At 41.2% G+C, this 19355-nt stretch carries 17 protein-coding genes; 11 read left to right on the top strand and 6 right to left on the bottom strand.

Annotated features, from left to right (window positions below):
• The first annotated feature begins 19 nt into the window (after nt 1-19).
• The 5 genes from AOC35_RS14940 to proC are packed head-to-tail and all read left to right on the top strand — an operon-like array spanning nt 20 to nt 5486.
• Entirely contained in the window at nt 20-1504 is a 1485-nt protein-coding gene (locus tag AOC35_RS14940) for an FAD-linked oxidase C-terminal domain-containing protein (protein WP_108648487.1), read from the top strand.
• Nucleotide 1505: 1 nt separating this feature from the next.
• On the top strand, nt 1506-2624 hold the full coding sequence (gene glcE / locus AOC35_RS14935; RefSeq protein ID WP_108648485.1) for a glycolate oxidase subunit GlcE: 1119 nt from the start codon (nt 1506-1508) through the stop codon (nt 2622-2624).
• Between the two features lie 3 nt (nt 2625-2627).
• Nucleotides 2628-3875 (top strand): glycolate oxidase subunit GlcF, encoded by a 1248-nt coding sequence (glcF, locus tag AOC35_RS14930; protein ID WP_108648483.1) that lies wholly within the window; start codon nt 2628-2630, stop codon nt 3873-3875.
• Between the two features lie 11 nt (nt 3876-3886).
• Nucleotides 3887-4570 (top strand): YggS family pyridoxal phosphate-dependent enzyme, encoded by a 684-nt coding sequence (locus AOC35_RS14925; RefSeq protein ID WP_108648481.1) that lies wholly within the window; start codon nt 3887-3889, stop codon nt 4568-4570.
• Nucleotides 4571-4610: 40 nt separating this feature from the next.
• On the top strand, nt 4611-5486 hold the full coding sequence (proC, locus tag AOC35_RS14920; RefSeq protein ID WP_108648480.1) for a pyrroline-5-carboxylate reductase: 876 nt from the start codon (nt 4611-4613) through the stop codon (nt 5484-5486).
• On the opposite strand, the gene ubiA is transcribed toward proC, so the two are convergent.
• A complete protein-coding gene (gene ubiA / locus AOC35_RS14915; RefSeq protein WP_108648478.1) occupies nt 5487-6353 on the bottom strand; it encodes a 4-hydroxybenzoate octaprenyltransferase in 867 nt (288 codons plus the stop codon).
• Between the two features lie 21 nt (nt 6354-6374).
• The gene (gene recG / locus AOC35_RS14910) at nt 6375-8441 is read right to left on the bottom strand and encodes an ATP-dependent DNA helicase RecG (protein ID WP_108648476.1); all 2067 of its coding nucleotides are present in this window, start codon (nt 8439-8441) and stop codon (nt 6375-6377) included.
• A 37-nt stretch (nt 8442-8478) separates the two neighbouring features.
• Here recG and queA point away from each other — a divergent pair, with 37 nt between their 5' ends.
• From queA to secF, 5 genes are all read left to right on the top strand, one after another.
• Nucleotides 8479-9543: a tRNA preQ1(34) S-adenosylmethionine ribosyltransferase-isomerase QueA gene (gene queA / locus AOC35_RS14905; protein WP_108648475.1), complete on the top strand. Its 1065-nt coding sequence runs from the start codon at nt 8479-8481 to the stop codon at nt 9541-9543.
• A gap of 8 nt (nt 9544-9551) precedes the next feature.
• A complete protein-coding gene (tgt, locus tag AOC35_RS14900) occupies nt 9552-10718 on the top strand; it encodes a tRNA guanosine(34) transglycosylase Tgt (RefSeq protein WP_108648873.1) in 1167 nt (388 codons plus the stop codon).
• Nucleotides 10719-10802: 84 nt separating this feature from the next.
• Entirely contained in the window at nt 10803-11126 is a 324-nt protein-coding gene (gene yajC / locus AOC35_RS14895) for a preprotein translocase subunit YajC (protein WP_108648473.1), read from the top strand.
• A gap of 10 nt (nt 11127-11136) precedes the next feature.
• On the top strand, nt 11137-12969 hold the full coding sequence (gene secD / locus AOC35_RS14890; RefSeq protein ID WP_108648471.1) for a protein translocase subunit SecD: 1833 nt from the start codon (nt 11137-11139) through the stop codon (nt 12967-12969).
• A gap of 5 nt (nt 12970-12974) precedes the next feature.
• Nucleotides 12975-13952, top strand: coding sequence for a protein translocase subunit SecF (gene secF, locus AOC35_RS14885; RefSeq protein ID WP_108648469.1), 978 nt, complete (start codon nt 12975-12977; stop codon nt 13950-13952).
• Between the two features lie 53 nt (nt 13953-14005).
• Here the strand turns inward: secF and AOC35_RS14880 are convergent, their stop codons facing one another.
• From AOC35_RS14880 to AOC35_RS14870, 3 genes are read right to left on the bottom strand one after another with little or no spacing between them, the layout of a single operon-like run.
• On the bottom strand, nt 14006-14764 hold the full coding sequence (locus tag AOC35_RS14880; RefSeq protein ID WP_108648467.1) for a YceI family protein: 759 nt from the start codon (nt 14762-14764) through the stop codon (nt 14006-14008).
• Nucleotides 14765-15742 carry a Bug family tripartite tricarboxylate transporter substrate binding protein gene (locus AOC35_RS14875; RefSeq protein ID WP_245898533.1) on the bottom strand — a complete coding sequence of 326 codons (978 nt, stop codon included), beginning with the start codon at nt 15740-15742 and terminating at the stop codon, nt 14765-14767.
• An 11-nt stretch (nt 15743-15753) separates the two neighbouring features.
• Complete coding sequence (locus AOC35_RS14870) at nt 15754-16989, bottom strand: flavin-dependent oxidoreductase (RefSeq protein WP_108648464.1); 1236 nt, start codon at nt 16987-16989, stop codon at nt 15754-15756.
• 119 nt (nt 16990-17108) lie between these two features.
• On the opposite strand from AOC35_RS14870, the gene AOC35_RS14865 reads away from it, so the two are divergent.
• Nucleotides 17109-18002, top strand: coding sequence for an alpha/beta fold hydrolase (locus AOC35_RS14865; protein ID WP_108648462.1), 894 nt, complete (start codon nt 17109-17111; stop codon nt 18000-18002).
• On the opposite strand, the gene AOC35_RS14860 is transcribed toward AOC35_RS14865, so the two are convergent.
• Entirely contained in the window at nt 17995-19353 is a 1359-nt protein-coding gene (locus tag AOC35_RS14860) for a 3-deoxy-D-manno-octulosonic acid transferase (protein ID WP_159077623.1), read from the bottom strand. The genes AOC35_RS14865 and AOC35_RS14860 overlap by 8 nt on opposite strands.
• Between the last annotated feature and the right edge of the window lie 2 nt (nt 19354-19355).

The following is a 19355-nucleotide window of genomic DNA, read 5'->3' as shown; positions in this document are numbered from 1 at the left end:
TATCTATAGAAGAGAAACTATGAACACCATCAGTACACCAAATCTAGAATTTAGACAGGAAGAACTCCTTACTCAACTTCGACCATTACTCGCCGAAGATGCGCTTCTTTGGGAGCCAGAAGATACGATTCCCTATGAGTGTGATGGTCTTGCTGCCTACCGTCAAAGGCCAATGGCTGTAGCTTTACCTCAAACCGAGGATCAAGTAATTCAAATCCTAAAAATTTGTCATCAACTCCGAATTCCAGTTGTTCCTAGAGGCGCTGGTACTGGCTTGTCCGGTGGCGCAATGCCGATTTCTAATGGCTTAGTGCTGTCATTGGCAAAATTTAAAAAGATTCTAGATATAAACCCCTTAGCAAGAACTGCCACCGTTCAACCCGGAGTGCGCAATTTAGCAATTTCTGAAGCGGTAGCAAAACATGGTTTGTACTATGCACCTGACCCCTCTTCCCAAATCGCTTGTACGATTGGTGGTAACGTAAGCGAAAATTCTGGAGGCGTACACTGCCTCAAATATGGTTTAACCATTCATAATGTATTGCGTATCCGAGCGATCTTAATTACTGGGGAAGTAGTTGAATTTGGTGGATTAGCCCCTGACTGTCCTGGTCTTGATTTATTTTCAGTCTTTATTGGTAGCGAGGGGATGTTGGCAGTTGTGACAGAGGTCACCGTAAAGCTAGTTCCCAAGCCTGCATTAGCCAAAGTAATTATGGCCAGTTTTGACGATATTGAAAAAGGTGGTAACGCGGTTGCAGATATTATTGCAGCGGGTATCATTCCGGCCGGTCTAGAAATGATGGATCAACCAGCAACTCTTGCGGTGGAAGCTTTTGTACACGCTGGTTACGATTTAAACGCTGCTACGATCCTTCTTTGTGAGTCAGATGGCACACCCGAAGAAGTAGCAGAAGAAATTGAAAAAATGAGTGCCGTTTTACAAAAAAGTGGTGCGACACGCCTTCAAGTTTCCGCATCGGAATCAGAACGTCTGCGCTTTTGGAGTGGTAGAAAGAATGCTTTCCCTGCTGCAGGCCGAGTTTCTGCAGATTACTATTGCATGGACGGAACTATTCCTAGAAGAAAAATCGCTGAACTGTTAAAGCGCATTAAAACGATGGAGTCGAAGTATCAACTAGGTTGTATGAATGTCTTTCATGCTGGTGATGGCAATATGCATCCATTAATTATGTTTAATGGCGCAGATCACAAAGAATGGCTCAGAGCTGAAGAATTTGGGGCAGAGATTTTAGAAACTTGCGTTGAACTTGGTGGCACAATAACTGGCGAACACGGCGTTGGTATTGAAAAAATTAACTCCATGTGTATTCAGTTTGGTGAGAAAGAACGGGCCATGTTTTGGGGGATTAAGGAGTCCTTTGATCCACAAAGACTTCTCAATCCAGATAAGGCCATTCCTACCCTCAATCGCTGCGCGGACTACGGTGCTATGAGAATCAGTAATGGTATCCTTCCCCATCCTGAACTAGAAAGATTTTAAGATGGCGGAACATATCAACCTCGATCCAGCTTTACAACAGTTTAGGTCGCAGATTCAAGAGGCAGCTTCTTCAGGGAAAAAATTACAAATTATTGGTGGCAATACGAAGTCTTGGTATGGTGATCCAGCCCAAGGTGAGTATTTATATACCTCTGGTTATAGTGGCATCGTTGACTATCAACCAGCTGAGTTAGTAATCACTGCCAAAGCTGGTACACCCATGGTAGAAATTGAGCAGGCACTCGCAGAAGCTGCGCAGATGTTTCCTTTCGAGCCGCCTCTTTTTGGCTCTAATGCAACGATCGGCGGTGTGGTTTGTGCTGGCTTATCAGGTCCTGGTCGAGGACAGTCTGGGGCATTAAGGGATTTTATTCTTGGCGTCAAAGTCATGGATGGTCGTGGTGATATCGTCACTTTTGGTGGTCAAGTCATGAAAAACGTGGCGGGTTACGATGTTTCACGCTTACTTCCGGGCTCCATGGGCACACTCGGCCTGCTCTTAGAAGTTTCTATTAAAGTATTGCCGCTGCCCGCCAAGACGCGAACACTATGCTTTGAGTACAATCAAGAGCAGGCGATTGAACAAATGAACCGTTGGGCAGGTCTTCCCTTACCACTTTCTGCAAGTTGTTGGATAGGTGAAAGCATAGGAAGATTGATGCTAAGATTGGGCGGCGCAAATGCTGCTGTCGAATCTGCAACTGAAAAAATGCTAGCGCAATACCCAGGTCAAGTCATTGAAGATGAACAAGCCTCCCAATTTTGGCAATCCATCAAAGAGCAGACTCACCCCTATTTCCAGTGTAAGGCCGAGGATACACTTTGGCGTTTCGCAGTTAATCCATTATCTGCGCCCTTGCCATTACATGGCGAAACTTGCATTGAATGGCTCGGTGGTCAACGATGGTTTAAAGGTCCATTAGAACAAGCGCAAGCGAATACTCTAGCGCAAGAAAATGGCGGTCATGCAAGCTTATTTCGAGGTAATAAATCTCAAGTTAGTTCTGTCTTCACCTCCCTACGTGATCGACCTTTGACAGCGCCACTTGCTATAGTACAAGAACGTATCAGAAATGCTTTTGATCCCAATGGAGTTTTTAAAACAAATAGAATGCCTTAAATTATGCAAACTGATTTATCTCCCGCGCTGCAAAATACCCCTGAGGGTAAAGAAGCCCAAAGACTGCTGGCTAATTGTGTGCACTGTGGTTTTTGTACAGCTACCTGCCCAACATATCAAATACTTGGTGATGAGCTCGATGGTCCTCGAGGCAGAATTTATTTAATTAAACAAATGGCTGAAGGTAGGACTGCTACCGTAAAGACCCGTGAGCATTTGGATCGTTGCCTTACCTGTCGCAATTGTGAAAGTACTTGTCCTAGTGGCGTTCAATATGGTCATTTACTAGACATTGGTCGCAAATGGGCAGAGGAGCAAGCTGCGCCGCGACCCATTAAAGAACAAGCTGTGCGGTGGTTATTAAAAGAAGGTTTAACAAGGCCAAATCTATTCAATCCAGCAATGAAAATTGGACGTTTTTTTAAGCCTGTCCTACCTAAAGTTCTACAAAAGAAAATTCCCGATAGTCCTGTTTACCCAGATCGTAAGATGGATCAACAGATCCAGGTTAAAGAGGAGATGTTGTTTCTTGAGGGTTGCGTGCAACCAGGAATGCTCCCCAATATCAATCAAGCAACCGAGCGCGTTTTAGCAAAATTAGGGATTCGACTCATTGCCCCGCCATCAGTAAGCTGCTGCGGGGCGTTACGTTTTCATCTGAATGATCACGAAAAAAGCTATGCCCAAATGCAAAATAATATTGATGCTTGGTACCCCCTTATTCAGAGTGGTCAAGTTAAAACATTGTTAATTAATGCCTCAGGATGTGGGGTAGCGATTAAGGACTATGGATATTATTTTAAAGACCACCCAGAATATGCTGAAAAAGCAAAAGTAATTAGTGAGGCGTGTCTTGATATTAGCGAAGTACTAGAACAAAAAATTGTCGATTTAAAAGAGCGTATCAACCTTCAAGAAGCTACTAGTGTTATTTACCATCCGCCGTGTACTCTCCAACATGGTCAGCAAATCCGCGGAAAAGTTGAACTGGTCCTCACAGCAGTAGGCGTCAAGGTCAATTTATGCCAGGATAGCCATTTATGCTGTGGGTCTGCTGGAACTTACTCGATATTGCAAGAGAAACTGTCTACTCAGTTAAGAGAACAAAAGCTAGAAAATCTTCTAAGTGCTAGTCAAGAGCATCAGGCAAGCACCATTATTTCAGGTAATGTAGGTTGTATTACACATTTACAAAATGATGCGATGCCAGTAAAACATTGGATAGAAATTCTTGATGATTTGTTGGTTTAAGATCCATACATATGAGTATTGCTGATCAACTCGAGGAATGTCAGAATCGTATTGCACAAGCTTGTGAGCAAGCGTCTCGATCAATTGCTAGTGTGCTACTCATCGCTGTATCCAAAACCCATCCGGCGCAGAGTGTCGAAGTGGCATTGAATGCTGGTCAAAGACATTTTGGCGAAAACTATGTTCAAGAATGTATCGAAAAAATAAATCTTTTAAATTCCCTCCGTGCAGAAATCATTTGGCACTTCATTGGGCCATTGCAAAGTAATAAAACAAAAGTGATTGCCGAACAAGTAGACTGGGTACAAAGTATTGATCGCCTCAAAATTGCCCAGCGTTTGTCTGCTCAACGCCCTACTCATCTCCCACCTTTACAAGTGTTAGTGCAGGTCAACATTAGTGGGGAATCGACCAAAAGTGGCGTTCAACCCAGTGAGACCCTTCAACTCTGTCAAGAAATTTTAGGCTTACCCAACTTGCAATTACGCGGACTCATGGCAATTCCTGAGCCTGGAGTTGGGTCGACCTCTCTAAAAGAGTTACATACTTTGTTTGAAACGATACAATCCGAACTAGGTAATTACAAACATTTTGATACTTTATCGATGGGCATGTCCGACGATTTAGAACTTGCGATTGAGTCAGGTAGTACGATGGTACGCATTGGAACAGCCATCTTTGGTAAGCGTGATTAATAGTAAATAGAACTTCTTCAATAACCTTTATAAGAAAACAATGATTACATTAGTAAAGCCTGAAAACACCCGAATCGCTTTTATTGGCGGTGGAAATATGGCTTCAGCCATTATTGGTGGGTTATTAAAAAACAATATTACCGCCGACCAAATTCTTGCGGTAGACCCAATGGCGACGGCTAGAGATCGCCTTGAAAAAAGTTATGGTGTGCGTTTAGCCGGCAGTATCAGTGAAGCAGAGAATTTTTTAGGCGCGGCTGACTTAATCGTCCTAGCAGTGAAGCCTACCCACTTAATGGACGCGTTAGATCAACTCCAGCAAGTCCTCAAACAACGTCAAAATATTCAACAGGATCCAGTTTTAGTCTTAAGTATTGTGGCAGGTGTTCTCACTCAAGATATTTGTAAAAAATTAGGTCATGATAGAGTCATACGTTCTATGCCCAATACTCCAGCTTTAATTAACCAAGGAATCACCGGGCTCTTTGCCGGTAAAGGCGTTAAAAAGCAGGATCAACAATTAGTTGAATGGGTTTGTGGTGCCATTGGTAAATCTGTCTGGGTTCCCTCTGAAAAACAATTAGATGCCGTCACTGCCATCTCTGGCAGTGGTCCAGCTTATGTATTTTTTATGATTGAAAACTTGTTACAAGCTGGGATTGAGTTAGGTCTAAGTCCTGAGAATGCACTTCAACTCGCCAACCAAACGATTATTGGTGCTGGGATGCTAGCCCAACAATCCCAGGATGCGCCAGGTGTGCTACGTGAAAAGGTAACGTCTAAAGGTGGCACGACTTTTGCGGCTCTAGAAGTTTTACGTCAAGCAAATTGGGGTTCAACCTTAAAACAAGCCGTCAATGCAGCGAACGAACGTAGTAGTGAAATGGGCCAAGAGTTTACGAATTCAATGAAGTGATTAGCGCGTTGCCAACGAAACGGCAACGCCAGCAAAAAGTACTGCGCCTAACCAATTATTATGATTAAACGCCGCAAAGCATTTCATGCGATCGCGGGTTCGCACTAAAGTGTAATGATAGACAGCACATAAAATTGCTCCACCCAAGCCTAGCCAAAACCAAATATTCAATTGATAACTCCAACCTAAGAAGCCCATGATGGAGAAAAATAGTCCATAGTTCAGCATAATCGCAAGTACTTCATAAGAGCCGAAAGTGATGGCTGAAGTCTTAATCCCGAGTTTAAGATCATCGTCACGATCCACCATCGCATAAGCAGTATCGTAGGCGATTGCCCAAGCAATATTTCCTAATAGCATCAACCATGCTTGCCAAGGAACACTATTTAATTCCGCAGCGTAAGTCATGGGAATACCAAACCCAAAAGCAATTCCTAGGACTGCCTGAGGCATTGCAAAAAACCGCTTTGTAAAAGGGTAAATAATGGCAATAGCAAGTGCGGCAAAAGAGAGTTGAATGGTTAATGTATTTAACTGTAAAACTAATAAGAAGGAAATGATGGCTAAAAAAGAAGCCACAAATAATGTTTCCTTGCCACTAATTTTTCCTGAAGTGAGAGGACGATGTTCGGTTCGCTTCACGAATTTATCAAAATCTCGATCAGCATAATCATTGACTGCACAACCAGCACTACGCATTAAAAGGGTACCAAGCGAGAAGATGAAGATGTGCAAAATCGGTGGGTGACCATCACTTGCTAAAAATAGTGCCCATAAAGTTGGCCACAACAATAGCAAGGTACCAATTGGTTTATGCAAACGCATCAGGTACCCATACTGAACTAATTTTTCAACTATTTTCGCCATCTTTATTGTCTTAGAGAATTTTTATGATTTCAGAAAATCTGCTCTTGAACCCAACCACCTACGAACATGTTCTTGTGCAATTACAGGATGATTTTGTAACAAATCATGAGCAAAATCTCTGGCTATTTCAACCAACCAAGCATCTCGATTTAAATCTACAAAACGCAGCATCGTGTCACCTGATTGTTTTGCCCCCAATAGTTCACCAGGCCCCCTCAATTCTAAATCACGTTCTGCAATCACAAAGCCATCATTGCTTTCCCTTAAATTTTGTAGGCGTTCTTTAGCCGTCATTGAGAGTGGTTCTGCGTACATTAAAAGACATACTGATTGCTCTGAGCCTCGCCCAACTCGCCCTCTCAATTGATGAATTTGAGCATATCCAAAACGTTCTGCATGTTCTATAACCATTAAGGTAGCATTCGGGACATCGACACCGACTTCAATCACGGTTGTACTCACCAACATTTGAATTTCACAATTTTTGAATGCCTGCATAATACGGGACTTTTCTGCTGCAGGAAGTTTGCCATGAATAAGACCTACTTGATATTGCGGTAATTCAGCGGTAAGTTGTTCATAGGTCTCTAACGCCGTTTTTAATTGCAAAGCTTCTGACTCTTCGATAATCGGACAAACCCAATACGCTTGTCGCCCTTTGATCAACTCACGTTGAATCCCCTCTACTACTTCAAGTCGTCTAGTATTTTTAATAAGCCTAGTAATGATAGGGCTTCTACCTGGTGGCAATTCATCAATCACAGATACTTCTAAATCCGCATAGTAAGTCATCGCTAAAGTTCTCGGAATAGGGGTCGCTGTCATCATTAACTGATGGGCATAGATAGATTGATCACCATTTTTCGAATAGAGTTGCAAGCGTTGCAATACCCCAAATCGATGCTGCTCATCAATAATGGCTAAGCCTAGTTTTGCAAAATGAACGCCCTCTTGGATCAATGCGTGAGTCCCTATCACTAGTTGCAGTGACCCATCCATGATTTGTTGTTGAACTTCGCGCTTTTCTTTTACCTTGAGACTACCTGTTAACCAACCAACAGATATATCCATTCCCTCGAACCAAGGCAATAATTTTAAAAAGTGTTGCTCCGCTAAGATTTCGGTTGGGGCCATTAAAGCAACTTGATACCCATTATCCAGTGCGCATGCCGCAGATAAAGCTGCGACAGCCGTTTTACCACTGCCTACGTCCCCTTGCAGTAGACGATTCATCGGAAAGTCTTGATGTAAATCGTTGGCGATTTCTTGCCACACCCTTTTTTGTGCATCCGTTAATTCAAAGGGGAGTTTATCTAATAGTTTTTGAACATAGCCATTTTGGGGGTTGTTTAAAACAGGAGCTAATCGTTTTCTTCTCTCGAAATGCGCTCTTTGCAAAGAAATTTGTTGAGAAAGTAATTCTTCAAATTGCACGCGGCGCCAAGCGAGATGCGTTCTGTCTAGTAGTGACTCTTTATCCTCTGTGGCTAGTGGTTGATGCAGAGTTCGTATCGCTGATTCTAAGCTGGGGAGATTTTTTAAAAATGCATATTGAGGTTTTAGAAAACAGGTTGAGGGGATTATTTCTCTTAAGAACGCATTCGCCCTGCTATCTAATAATCCTTTATCAATCGCTTTTCGAATGATAGTTTGACTAACCCCAGCCACCGTCGAATAAACAGGAGTTAATTGATTCGGCAGAGGCGTATCAGGCTGGCAGGCCTTCACGGTTGGGTGGATCATCTCGGGGCCATTAAACCCGTTTCGAATTTCTCCACGCACTCTCAGGAAAACTCCTACGGCCATTTGTTTTTGTTGGCTTGGATAAAAGTTAATAAACCGTAAAATTAATTCTTGTTCTTTATCCGCTATTTTGATAATTAATTGGCGTCGAGGACGAAAGGTAATTTGCGAGTCAATTACTTGACCTTGAGTTTGAACTGAGAATTGACTTTGTTTAAAAATCGCGGTGTTGATATCCAATAATTCCGTTTCATCTTCATATCGAATCGGCAAATGCAATGCCAAATCGGCAGGCGTGTTTAAGCCTAATTTGGATAATGGGGACTTATTTTCTTCTTTCGCCATGCTATTCCACTAAAATGTCCTTTATTTACTTTCTATCATGCAACTATCCGAATTTGACTACGAACTACCTGAGGAACTGATTGCCCAGTTTCCTCTTGATTCCAGGACATCTAGTCGCTTATTAGATGTCAATATAAGTAGTTCCTCCGTTTTGCAGATGGATGACCTTATTTTCTCCGATATTGTTGGATTACTGAATAAAGGTGATTTAATTATCTTCAATGATACAAAAGTCATTCCAGCTAGAGTTTTTGGCCATAAAGACTCTGGCGGTAAAGTGGAATTGCTAGTTGAACGTATTTTGAGTGAAACAACGCTTCTTTCTCAAATTCGCGCATCAAAACCAGCACAACCTAATTCAATTATTTACATTGGGGGTGAGAATCATCCTATTCCGATCAAAGTAATCGAAAGAAAACATATTACCTCAGCAAATAATCAGTCATCAGAAATCTCACCCTTTTATTTATTAGAATTCCCTGAAAACTGTTTAGACATTCTCAATCAAGTTGGTGAACTACCCTTACCGCCTTATATTTCTCATCTGGCTACTGAAGATGATATTCAACGTTATCAAACGGTGGTAGCAAAAAACCCTGGTGCTGTAGCAGCTCCTACAGCAGGCTTACACTTTGATGACGTATTGATTGAGCAATTAAAAAATAAGGGAGTTGAATTAGCGTTCGTTACTTTGCATGTCGGTGCTGGTACCTTTACTCCAGTTCGTGCAGAAAACATCACAGAGCATCAAATGCATTTTGAGCGTTATTCGATACCACCAGAAACTAGAGCAGCTATTCAGTTAGCAAAAGCTCAAGGTAGGAGGGTCATTTGTATTGGCACCACTTCATTAAGAGCAGTTGAATCCGCTGTAAAGATGGGCGATAGTGGAGATACAAATTTATTTATCACCCCAGGTTATACATTCAGTATTGTAGATGCCTTGATCACTAATTTTCACTTACCAAAATCTACTTTACTCATGTTAGTCAGTGCTTTCGCCGGAACAGATACAATCAGAAAAGCTTATCAACATGCCATAGAAAATAAGTATCGATTCTTTAGTTATGGCGATGCCATGTTTCTCAAAAAATTTAATTGATTGTCAGTATGACTAATAACTCTATACCTAACTTGCAGTTTGAAGTGTCACATGAAGACCCTCAGTCCTTCGCTAGAAGAGCTAGTTTTAAAGTGCCTCACGGAACACTCCAAACCCCTATGTTCATGCCAGTTGGGACCTATGGAACCGTCAAAGCTCTTACCCCTAGGGATTTGAAAGAGGCTAAAGCGCAAATCATTTTAGGTAATACTTTTCACCTTTGGCTGCGCCCAGGGATTGAAATCATTAAACAATTTGGAGGTCTTCACAACTTTATGGGCTGGGATCAACCCATTTTGACTGACTCTGGTGGATTTCAAGTATTTAGTTTGGGGGCGCTGCGTAAAATCAGTGAGGAGGGCGTTACTTTCGCCTCACCTGTAAATGGCGATAAGTTATTTATGTCACCTGAAGTGTCTATGGACATTCAGGCTGCATTAAATAGTGACATTGCTATGCAGTTTGATGAATGTACCCCCTTTGAAACGGGTGGTGTACCCACTGCAGAAAGCACCGTTAGAGAATCATTAGAAATGTCACTCAGGTGGGGGGCCAGAAGTCTGCGTCGATTTAGAGAGTTAGAAACAGGTAATGCTTTATTTGGCATTGTGCAAGGTGGCATGTATGAACACTTACGGGATGTTTCATTAGAAAGTGTTGCTGAGCAAGGCTTCGACGGTATTGCAATTGGTGGACTTTCAGTTGGCGAACCAAAACCTGACTTTGAGCGTGTTTTAAGCCATATTGGCCCTAAGTTACCTAAAAATAAACCAAGATATTTAATGGGCGTTGGTACTCCTGAAGACTTGGTATTTGGAGTTTCAAAAGGTATTGATATGTTTGATTGTGTGATGCCGACGCGTAATGCCAGAAATGGGTGGTTATTTACCCGTTTTGGGGATCTAAAAATTCGAAATGCGACTTATAAAACCGATAATCGCCCTTTAGACCCTACTTGTAGTTGCTATGCCTGCAAGAATTTTAGTCGGGCTTATTTACACCATTTGCAAAAAGTCGGAGAGATTTTAGGCGCGCAATTGAACTCGATTCATAACATTCACTACTATCTGAACTTAATGTCCGAAATCAGAGAATCGCTTGAAAAAAACAGCTTTTCTGAATTTATTAAAGAATTCCATCACAATAGGTCAATCGGCACAATGGAAATTACCTAGGAAGTAGAGAATGACATCTCTCTTCCGTTAAAATCGAAACAATTAGTTTTGAAATCATTTATTTAATTTTTATAAGGAAACAGTATGTGGATTAATAATGCTTATGCCCAATTTGGCGGCGGTGGTGCAGATAGTGGTATTTCATCTATCGTTATGATGGTGGGTATGTTCGCAGTCATGTACTTCATCATGATTCGTCCCCAAATGAAACGTCAAAAAGAATTGAAAGCCATGTTGGAAGCAGTTGGTAAAGGTGATGAAGTTACAACCACAAGCGGCTTGATGGGAAAAATTGTTGAAATGAATGAACCCTACGTTACGGTTGAATTAGCACCTAACTTGCAAGTAAAAATGCAAAAAAATGCTATCGCAGCTGTTTTACCAAAAGACACTCTGAAATCTCTTTAATTTACTGACTATGAACCGTTATCCACTTTGGAAATATGTAATTATTGTTGTTGCTCTATTCATTGGGGTGATTTACTCCCTACCTAATCTATTTGGTGAAGCCCCCGCAATTCAAATAGCGGGTGCTAGAGTAGGTTCTAAAGTGGATTTAAACGTTCAGCACCTAGTAGAGTCGAAGTTAACTTCCGCAAATATCGTTAGTAATGGAAGTTTTCTTGAAACAGTTGGATCAGCAAGTAACCTAAAAATTCGCTTTAAAGATACCGATACTCAACTCAAAGCAAAAGATTTAATTGAGCACGAACTCAATAAAGATATAGCTAATCCAGATTACATCGTAGCGCTCAATTTGCTATCTAATACTCCTAATTGGCTCATCAGTATTAACGCTTTATCCATGCCCTTAGGTCTAGACTTAAGAGGTGGTGTTTACTTTTTATTGAAAGTAGACATGAAAGGAGCAGTAGAGAAAAAAATTACCGCCCTAATGAATGATGCTAGAAGTCGTTTGCGTGAAAAATCGATTCGTTATCAAGGTATCGAAAAATCTGGTGAAACTATTTCGATGAATTTTAGTAATGAAGCAGACGCGAACCGAGCAATTGAGGCACTTAAAGAACCGCTCAATGAATTAAGTTTAAAAATTGAAAAAAGTGTTGATAGTTTCAAAGTTGTCGGTAATTTAAAAGCTGAAGCGAGTAACGCTATTCAAGACAACGCTCTCAAACAAAACATCTTGACCCTGAACAAGCGTGTGAACGAATTAGCAGTAAAAGAACCTGTTATTCAAAAACAAGGTAATGATCGGATTGTTGTGCAATTACCCGGCGTGCAAGATACCGCTCGTGCTAAAGATATTATTGGTAGAACGGCAACCTTAGAAGCACGTTTGGCAGATCCAGTTCAACCCTATATTGGATTAAATGAGCCAGCACCCCTGGGTTTAGATGCATTTCCATTTGGCGACCGTCAAGGTGTCTTTAAGAAAAATGTGGTGATTACCGGTGAACGTATTATTGATGCCAGTGCTGGCTTTGATCAAAATCAAAGACCTTCTGTTAATTTGACCTTAGATGCAGCTGGTGGTCGAGCGATGCTAGAAATGACCCGCGAAAACTTACAAAAGCCAATGGGCATGATTTTATTTGAAAAAGGTCGAGGTGAAGTACTTACCATAGCGACAATTCAAGGTGAGTTTGGATCTAAATTCCAAATTACGGGCCAACCCTCTGCACAAAGCGCCAATGACTTAGCCTTATTACTGCGCGCTGGCTCTTTAGCTGCGCCTATGGAAATTATCGAGGAAAGAACAATTGGACCAAGTCTTGGTGCTGAAAATATTGAGAAAGGCTTTTCCTCTTTAATTTATGGATTTGCGGCAATCGCCATCTTCATGTTGGTGTACTACGTTATTTTTGGTATGTTCTCAGTCGTTGCTCTAGCCGTCAATTTATTACTTTTGATTGCGGTTCTTTCGATGTTGCAAGCGACATTAAGTCTACCCGGTATTGCAGCGATGGCATTGGCACTAGGTATGGCGATTGACTCCAACGTACTCATTAACGAACGGATCAGGGAAGAGCTTAGAAATGGTACTGCCCCACAATTAGCCATTGCAACCGGCTTTGAAAAAGCCTGGGCAACTATTTTTGACTCCAATGTAACAACACTCATCGCAGGTATAGCACTTTTAGCTTTTGGCTCTGGTCCGATTAAGGGCTTTGCAATTGTGCATTGCTTAGGTATTTTGACGTCAATGTTTTCAGCAGTATTTTTCTCTAGAGGCCTTGTGAATCTTTGGTACGGTCGTAAGAGAAAACTCCAATCAATCTCAATAGGTTAAACAAAATGGAATTTTTTCGCATCCGTAAAGACATTCCTTTCATGCGCTACGCGCTATTTTTGAATGCAATTTCCTTTATTACTTTCCTCGCTGCTATTTTCTTTTTGTGGTCAAAGGGTCTTAACCTATCGATTGAGTTTACTGGTGGAACTGTTCTAGAAGTGAAGTACTCCCAAGCAGCTGATCTTGAAAAGATTCGGTCATCAATCGGGAACTTAGGATACAGCGATGTCAATGTACAAAATTTTGGTAGCTCCAAAGACGTCATGATTCGACTTCCTTTAATCAAAAATAGTGATGGCTCGATGATGAGCTCTTCCGACCAAAGTCAATCACTCATGACCGAACTAACTAAACTGGATGATTCAGTCAAGTTACAACGAGTTGAATTCGTTGGTCCTCAAGTCGGCGAAGAGTTATTGTATGGTGGTATTAAAGCGCTTATCTTTGTAATTTTAGGTATTGTGGTGTACTTGTCAGTTCGCTTTGAATGGAAATTCGCTATTTCAGGCATCGTTGCGAACTTGCATGACGTCATTATTATTTTGGGATTCTTTGCATTCTTTCAGTGGGAGTTTTCACTCTCTGTTTTAGCCGCTACGCTTGCAGTACTTGGCTACTCTGTTAATGAATCAGTGGTTATTTTCGATAGAATCAGAGAGAACTTTAGACGCTTCAGAAAATTAGAAACGCCTCAGATTATTGATAGCGCCATTACAGGTACTATCAGCAGAACCATTATTACTCACGGCAGTACACAAATGATGGTTTTAGCTATGTTAATCTTTGGTGGAGCATCCTTGCACTATTTTGCGGTTGCCTTAACCATCGGTATCTTGTTCGGTATTTACTCTTCAGTATTCGTTGCAGCAGCTATCGTAATGTGGTTAGGAGTTAAACGGGATGATTTGCTGAAGATTGATGTGAAAAAAGATAATGAGAACTTACGGGACGAAGATCCTAATTTTGGCGCCAAAGTTTAATCTCTAAAAACACGGTTTAGATCCTCAACTCATTTTGATAAGTTGAGGATTTTTTATTTAAAGTTTAAATTCCACTCAATCGAGATTTCATTGTTAACACTAAGTAATCCTCCCAGTGCAGAAAACGGCTCTACTGAAAAATCAAGTAGTTTAAGACTTGTTTCACCAGTAATGGTATTAATCTTGTTGTTTGCTGACTTAGTGACTTTAACCAAAAGATCACGTTCAATCATTTGATCTTTGACAATAATTTTTGCATGAATCATACTTTTCTTTGGGTCGAAGGAAGTAATTGAGACACGAACATCAGGAAAATTTTTAGCATCCAACATTTTCAGCATGTTTTGCTTGGTTGCTTCTTTTTCAGACACATTTAATTCATCAGGTAACATTTTGCCCTTTAGTAAAACAGGCTCATCCATCGTCATTTTCGCAATCTCAAAACTAAAGTACCCCTGATTTTTTGCTTCATCAACCCAGCCATCTAAATTACGGCTTGCAACAATATGTTGATGGCCAAGAAAGCTCAGAAATCCAGCCTTGTTGACATGCACAGTCAATATACTTTTCTCAGGATTTATTAAACTGGCGCCACTTGGTACCATTAATTTTCCAGAGTACAAGTTTTGCCTCAAAGGAGGAGTCGTCGTAGGATAAATGGTCTTCTCAGCTGGTAAATAAATATTACCTACTAAGTTATTAGAATCCCAAGTGCCACTTGCCGGAGGAATGGTATTTGGAACTTGAGTTAAAGTACACGCCGCCACTAAAATCAGAAGTGGCAACACAGCCCATTGGATATTTTTTTTCAATTAGTCCGCCTTTATTCCCTGTTCATTAATTGTCTTAGCCCACATCGTCGCATCTTTTTTCATTAATTCCGAAAAGGCGGCAGGAGAACTAGTAACCGGATCCAATCCTTGCAATAAAAAGGTTTTACGCACTTCTGGATCAGCTAAAGCTGTTCTAATGGCATTACCTAATTTAGTACTAACTTCATTGGAAATTCCTTTAGGAGCCATAAATCCAAACCACATTTGTGCATCTACTTCGCCAACTTTTAACTCTGTAAATGTCGGAATATTCGGCGCATTGGGGTTTCTATTTTTCGCTCCGATACCTAAGGCTCTTAACTTATTTGCCTTAATATAAGACATTCCTACATGAATTGGTAAGAACATAGCATCCACTTGTGCGCCTAATAAGTCCGTTACAGCCGGTGCTGTTCCACGATAAGGCACATGCAAAATAAATGTTTTTGTTTGATTCTTTAACATTTCCATCGCTAAATGATGCGGAGTACCTACACCAGGTGACGCGTATGATAGTTTGCCTGGATTGGCTCTGGCTGCAGCAATAAATTCACCAGCCGTTTTATAGGGGGAGGATTCCGGTACAACGAGAAGTAAATCGCCATGAGCTGCCAAGGTAATTGGTACTAAGTCATTCAAGGGGTCAAAGCTAGCTTTAGGATATAAGGTGCGGTTCATGACGATGGTATTAACTGTCACTAATAAAGTTGTTCCGTCAGGCTTTGCTCTCACCACTGCCTCAGTACCAATATTTCCCGATGCACCAGCTCGGTTATCAACTACTACTGGTTGCCCGAGTAATTCAGATAGTTTAGGCCCAACTGCTCGCGCAATCGTATCGATGCCAGTACCAGGAGTAAATGGCACGATTAATTTAATGGGGCTACCGCCTTGAATGGGTTCGACAGTTTGACTGAAAACTTGCGTTGAAAATAGTCCAACGAATAAAATAAATAAGGAAGTTTTGATCTTTTTCACACTCGCTCCAATTATGCTGCAACGGTTTTTTTATCATATCCAGCAACATTTTTATACCGCTGGGTAATCGCTTCCAATTCTGCTTGGCTAATTACGTCATCGATATGATTAAATGGTTGATCGTTCGTACGCTCCCAGACTTCACGTAATATCGCATCTGGTGGGTTCGTACGATTCATTTTCACGACATTGCCAGTCGCCTCCAAACGAACGTCTTCGTAAAGCTTCAATGCCCGTTCAACATCCGACTCACTACTTAAAAATTTCGCTAAACTTTGTGCGTCTAAGATAGATTGGCCCGCACCATTGGAGCCTCTCGGGTACATTGGATGAGCAGCGTCACCAAGTAAGGTGACTTTGCCTCTGGACCAAAATGGTAAAGGGTCTTGATCAATCATCGGAAACTCAAGAATACTATCAGCCGCTCTGATCATTGCGGGTACATCTAACCAGTCAAATTGCCAATCTTCAAAGGACCCAATAAAATCTTCGATCCGACCTTGTTTGTTCCAATCTCGCTCTAAATGATTCGGGGTTTCCAATTCTGCAACCCAATTAATCAACTGAGTACCCTGGCCATCAATATTATTGCGAATCGGATAAATCACCATTTTTCCTTGGGTCAACCAGCCAGCACGAACCATACTTGCCTCAGACAAAAACGCTTTACCACGTGTCACACCACGCCACATATTGACGCCTGAATAGAGTGGTTTGCCTTCTGTAGGATGTAGTTGCTTACGAATAACAGAGTGCACCCCATCACAAGCAATTACAGCGTCACCTGTTACAACAATTTCAGTTTGATCGTCAGATCTAGCTTTTCTAAAATAGGCTTGGCCAGTGGACTCGTCTACTCTGATACAGTCCATACCAAGATGCAGATGCTCTTTACCGATTTTCTTTAAAAAATCTGCCAGCAATGTCATCTGCAAATCGCCTCGATGAATGGAGAATTGTGGCCAGTCATACCCTGCCAAACGTCCAGAAGGCTCAGAATAAATCTTTTGCCCAAAGCGGTTAAAGAAAATTGCCTCTTTGGTGAGGACCGCTAATTTACTTAACTCTTCTTCAAGTCCTAAAGATTCACATAAAAAACGACTGGCATGGGGCAGAATATTAATGCCAACACCAACTGGTTTAATTTCGGAGACTGACTCATATACATCACAAGTAATACCAACATGATGTGCAGCTAGAGCCATCGTTAAACCGCCAATTCCACCGCCAACAATAATTAAATGCATTTTTATATCCTAAAGGCTTTGAGTTATTTGATCTGTTTTAGAGTTTTAAAATCTAGCAAGTCCAATATTCCTCTATGATAGTGAGGAATTATTCAAAATAAAAAATATCCGGAGTAGCTATGTCCTACCATTCTAAAGCATCAGATCATTTTTTTGAGTATCAAGCCACGCACGGTTCGATAAAAATTGCTTATCGAATTGAAGGTTCAGGGCCACCTTTATTACTTTTACACGGATTTCCACAAACCAAATCCATTTGGAATCGCCTCATTGCGCTCTTGCGGGATCACTTTACTTTAATTTCTCCCGATTTAAGAGGTTACGGCTCCTCCTCAAAGCCAGCTGGTCTGCCTGATCATGCCAACTACTCAAAGCGTGAAATGGCGAATGATATGGTTGCACTCATGCATCACTTAGACTTTGCTGAATTCCAATTAGTAGGTCATGATCGTGGCGGTAGAGTTGCTCATCGCTTGGTAACCGACCATCCTGGTGCGGTAAATAAGTTAATGGTATTAGATATCTCACCTACCTACACCATGTATGCCAATACCACTCAAAAATTTGCGACTGGCTATTGGCACTGGTTCTTTTTGATTCAACCCTATCCCATCCCTGAAACTCTTATTGGAAATAATGTGGAATTTTTACTCCCTAAAATGATGGGGGCAAAAGCAGGGTCAACCAATACCTTTGATCCAGAAGCTTTTAAAGAATATGTCCACTTCATGAAAGAACCAGCTGGCTTGCATGCGATGTGTGAGGACTACCGAGCTGCTAGTACGATAGATTTGGTGCATGATCAAGAATTTAGAGACGCTGGAGAAAAATTAAAGATTCCCTTTAAAGTACTGTGGGGAGAAAAAGGGGTTGTACATCAATGTTTTAACCCGTTAGAAGATTGGCAAGTGATTTTTGATAATGTAACAGGTAAAACGGTTCCTTCTGGGCACTATATTCCGGAAGAAGTTCCAGAAATACTCGCGTTTGAAATTAAGAACTTTTTCAATTAGCCTTTAGAAAATTGATTGTTTTTCTAGTTGCACCTTGATGATGATAAGTAAATAGAATGCCTTGTTCCCCCATGGCTTTTACCTTATCGGGTTGAGCTAATAATTGCTCTAAAACGCTGATCAATCGAAGAGTCATTTCGTTTTGACTTATGCTTTCATGTTGCTCACAAATAGAAATCGCCGCTCCGCATGCAATTGCATCCTGAGATACTTGTTTAAAGTTAAAGGTAGATGGGCCTAAAATGACGGGCTTACCTAATGCACAAGGTTCTATCAGGTTTTGACCACCAGTCCCTAAGAGCGTTCCACCCATCACAACAATATCGGATGATGCGTAGTAAGAAGCCATTTCACCAAAACTATCACCAATCACGACATCAATCTCCACGGGAATTGATTCTGAATCACACAACTCGGATCGCTTAATCATTTGTAAATTTTGCTCGTTGACGTACTCTTCGATTTCGGGGAGACGTTTTAAATGTCTCGGCACAATCAACAGAAGAGGTTTGGGCTCAAAATGGATAGCTTTAATAGCATTGATCAGAATATTTTCTTCACCCTCTCTCGTGCTAGCCGCCATGATAACGAGACGATTAGGCCAACGATTATCTTTCCAATCTAAGCCATTAGAAATCAGGTCATTTGAAAGATTTACATCAAATTTCAAATTTCCGGTAATTTGAATATTTTCTATCCCCAGAGCTCTGTAATGCTTTCCATCTAACTCAGTTTGTGCTGCGACACCACTTAACATTTGACACATCGTTTGACTAATAGAACCCCATCCCATGAATTTTCTGAAGCTTTTTTCTGAAAGTCGACCGTTGATGAGATACATCGGTACATTGCATTTTTTTGCATAAAACAATAAGCCTGGCCATAGCTCTGTTTCGATCAGTAATCCCTCAGGAGGAGAAAAGTGGCGTAAAAATCTTAAGACTGGCCAGAAGAAATCATAGGGGACGTAGACTTGGCGAAGTCTGCCATGAGCAATTGCATTGGCAAAAATCTGCTCAGAAGTACTTCTACCACTCGCAGTCATGTGGCTCAGTAATACCTTTTTACCGCTGGCTAATAATTCCTCAATTAAAGGTACTGCAGCTCTAGTTTCGCCCATGGATACGGCATGTATCCAAACATCAGATTTAAAATCCGAAAAGGGAGCATAAAACCCAAATCTCTCAAGAATGTGTTGCCGATAGCCTGGCTCTAACTTACCGCGTAGCCATAACCTTAAAATGACAAAGGGAATAGCAAAGTGCCATAGAAATTGGTAAATAACAAAAACAAGTAAAAATAATCTTTTACCACCTCCCCGAACCGGTTTTGGATACAGGGAGTCGACCATCA

It is taken from the genome of Polynucleobacter rarus (assembly GCF_003072505.1).
GTDB lineage: Bacteria > Pseudomonadota > Gammaproteobacteria > Burkholderiales > Burkholderiaceae > Polynucleobacter > Polynucleobacter rarus.
Note: the sequence above shows the minus strand (reverse complement) of the source record. Positions and strands in the feature narration are given on the sequence as shown.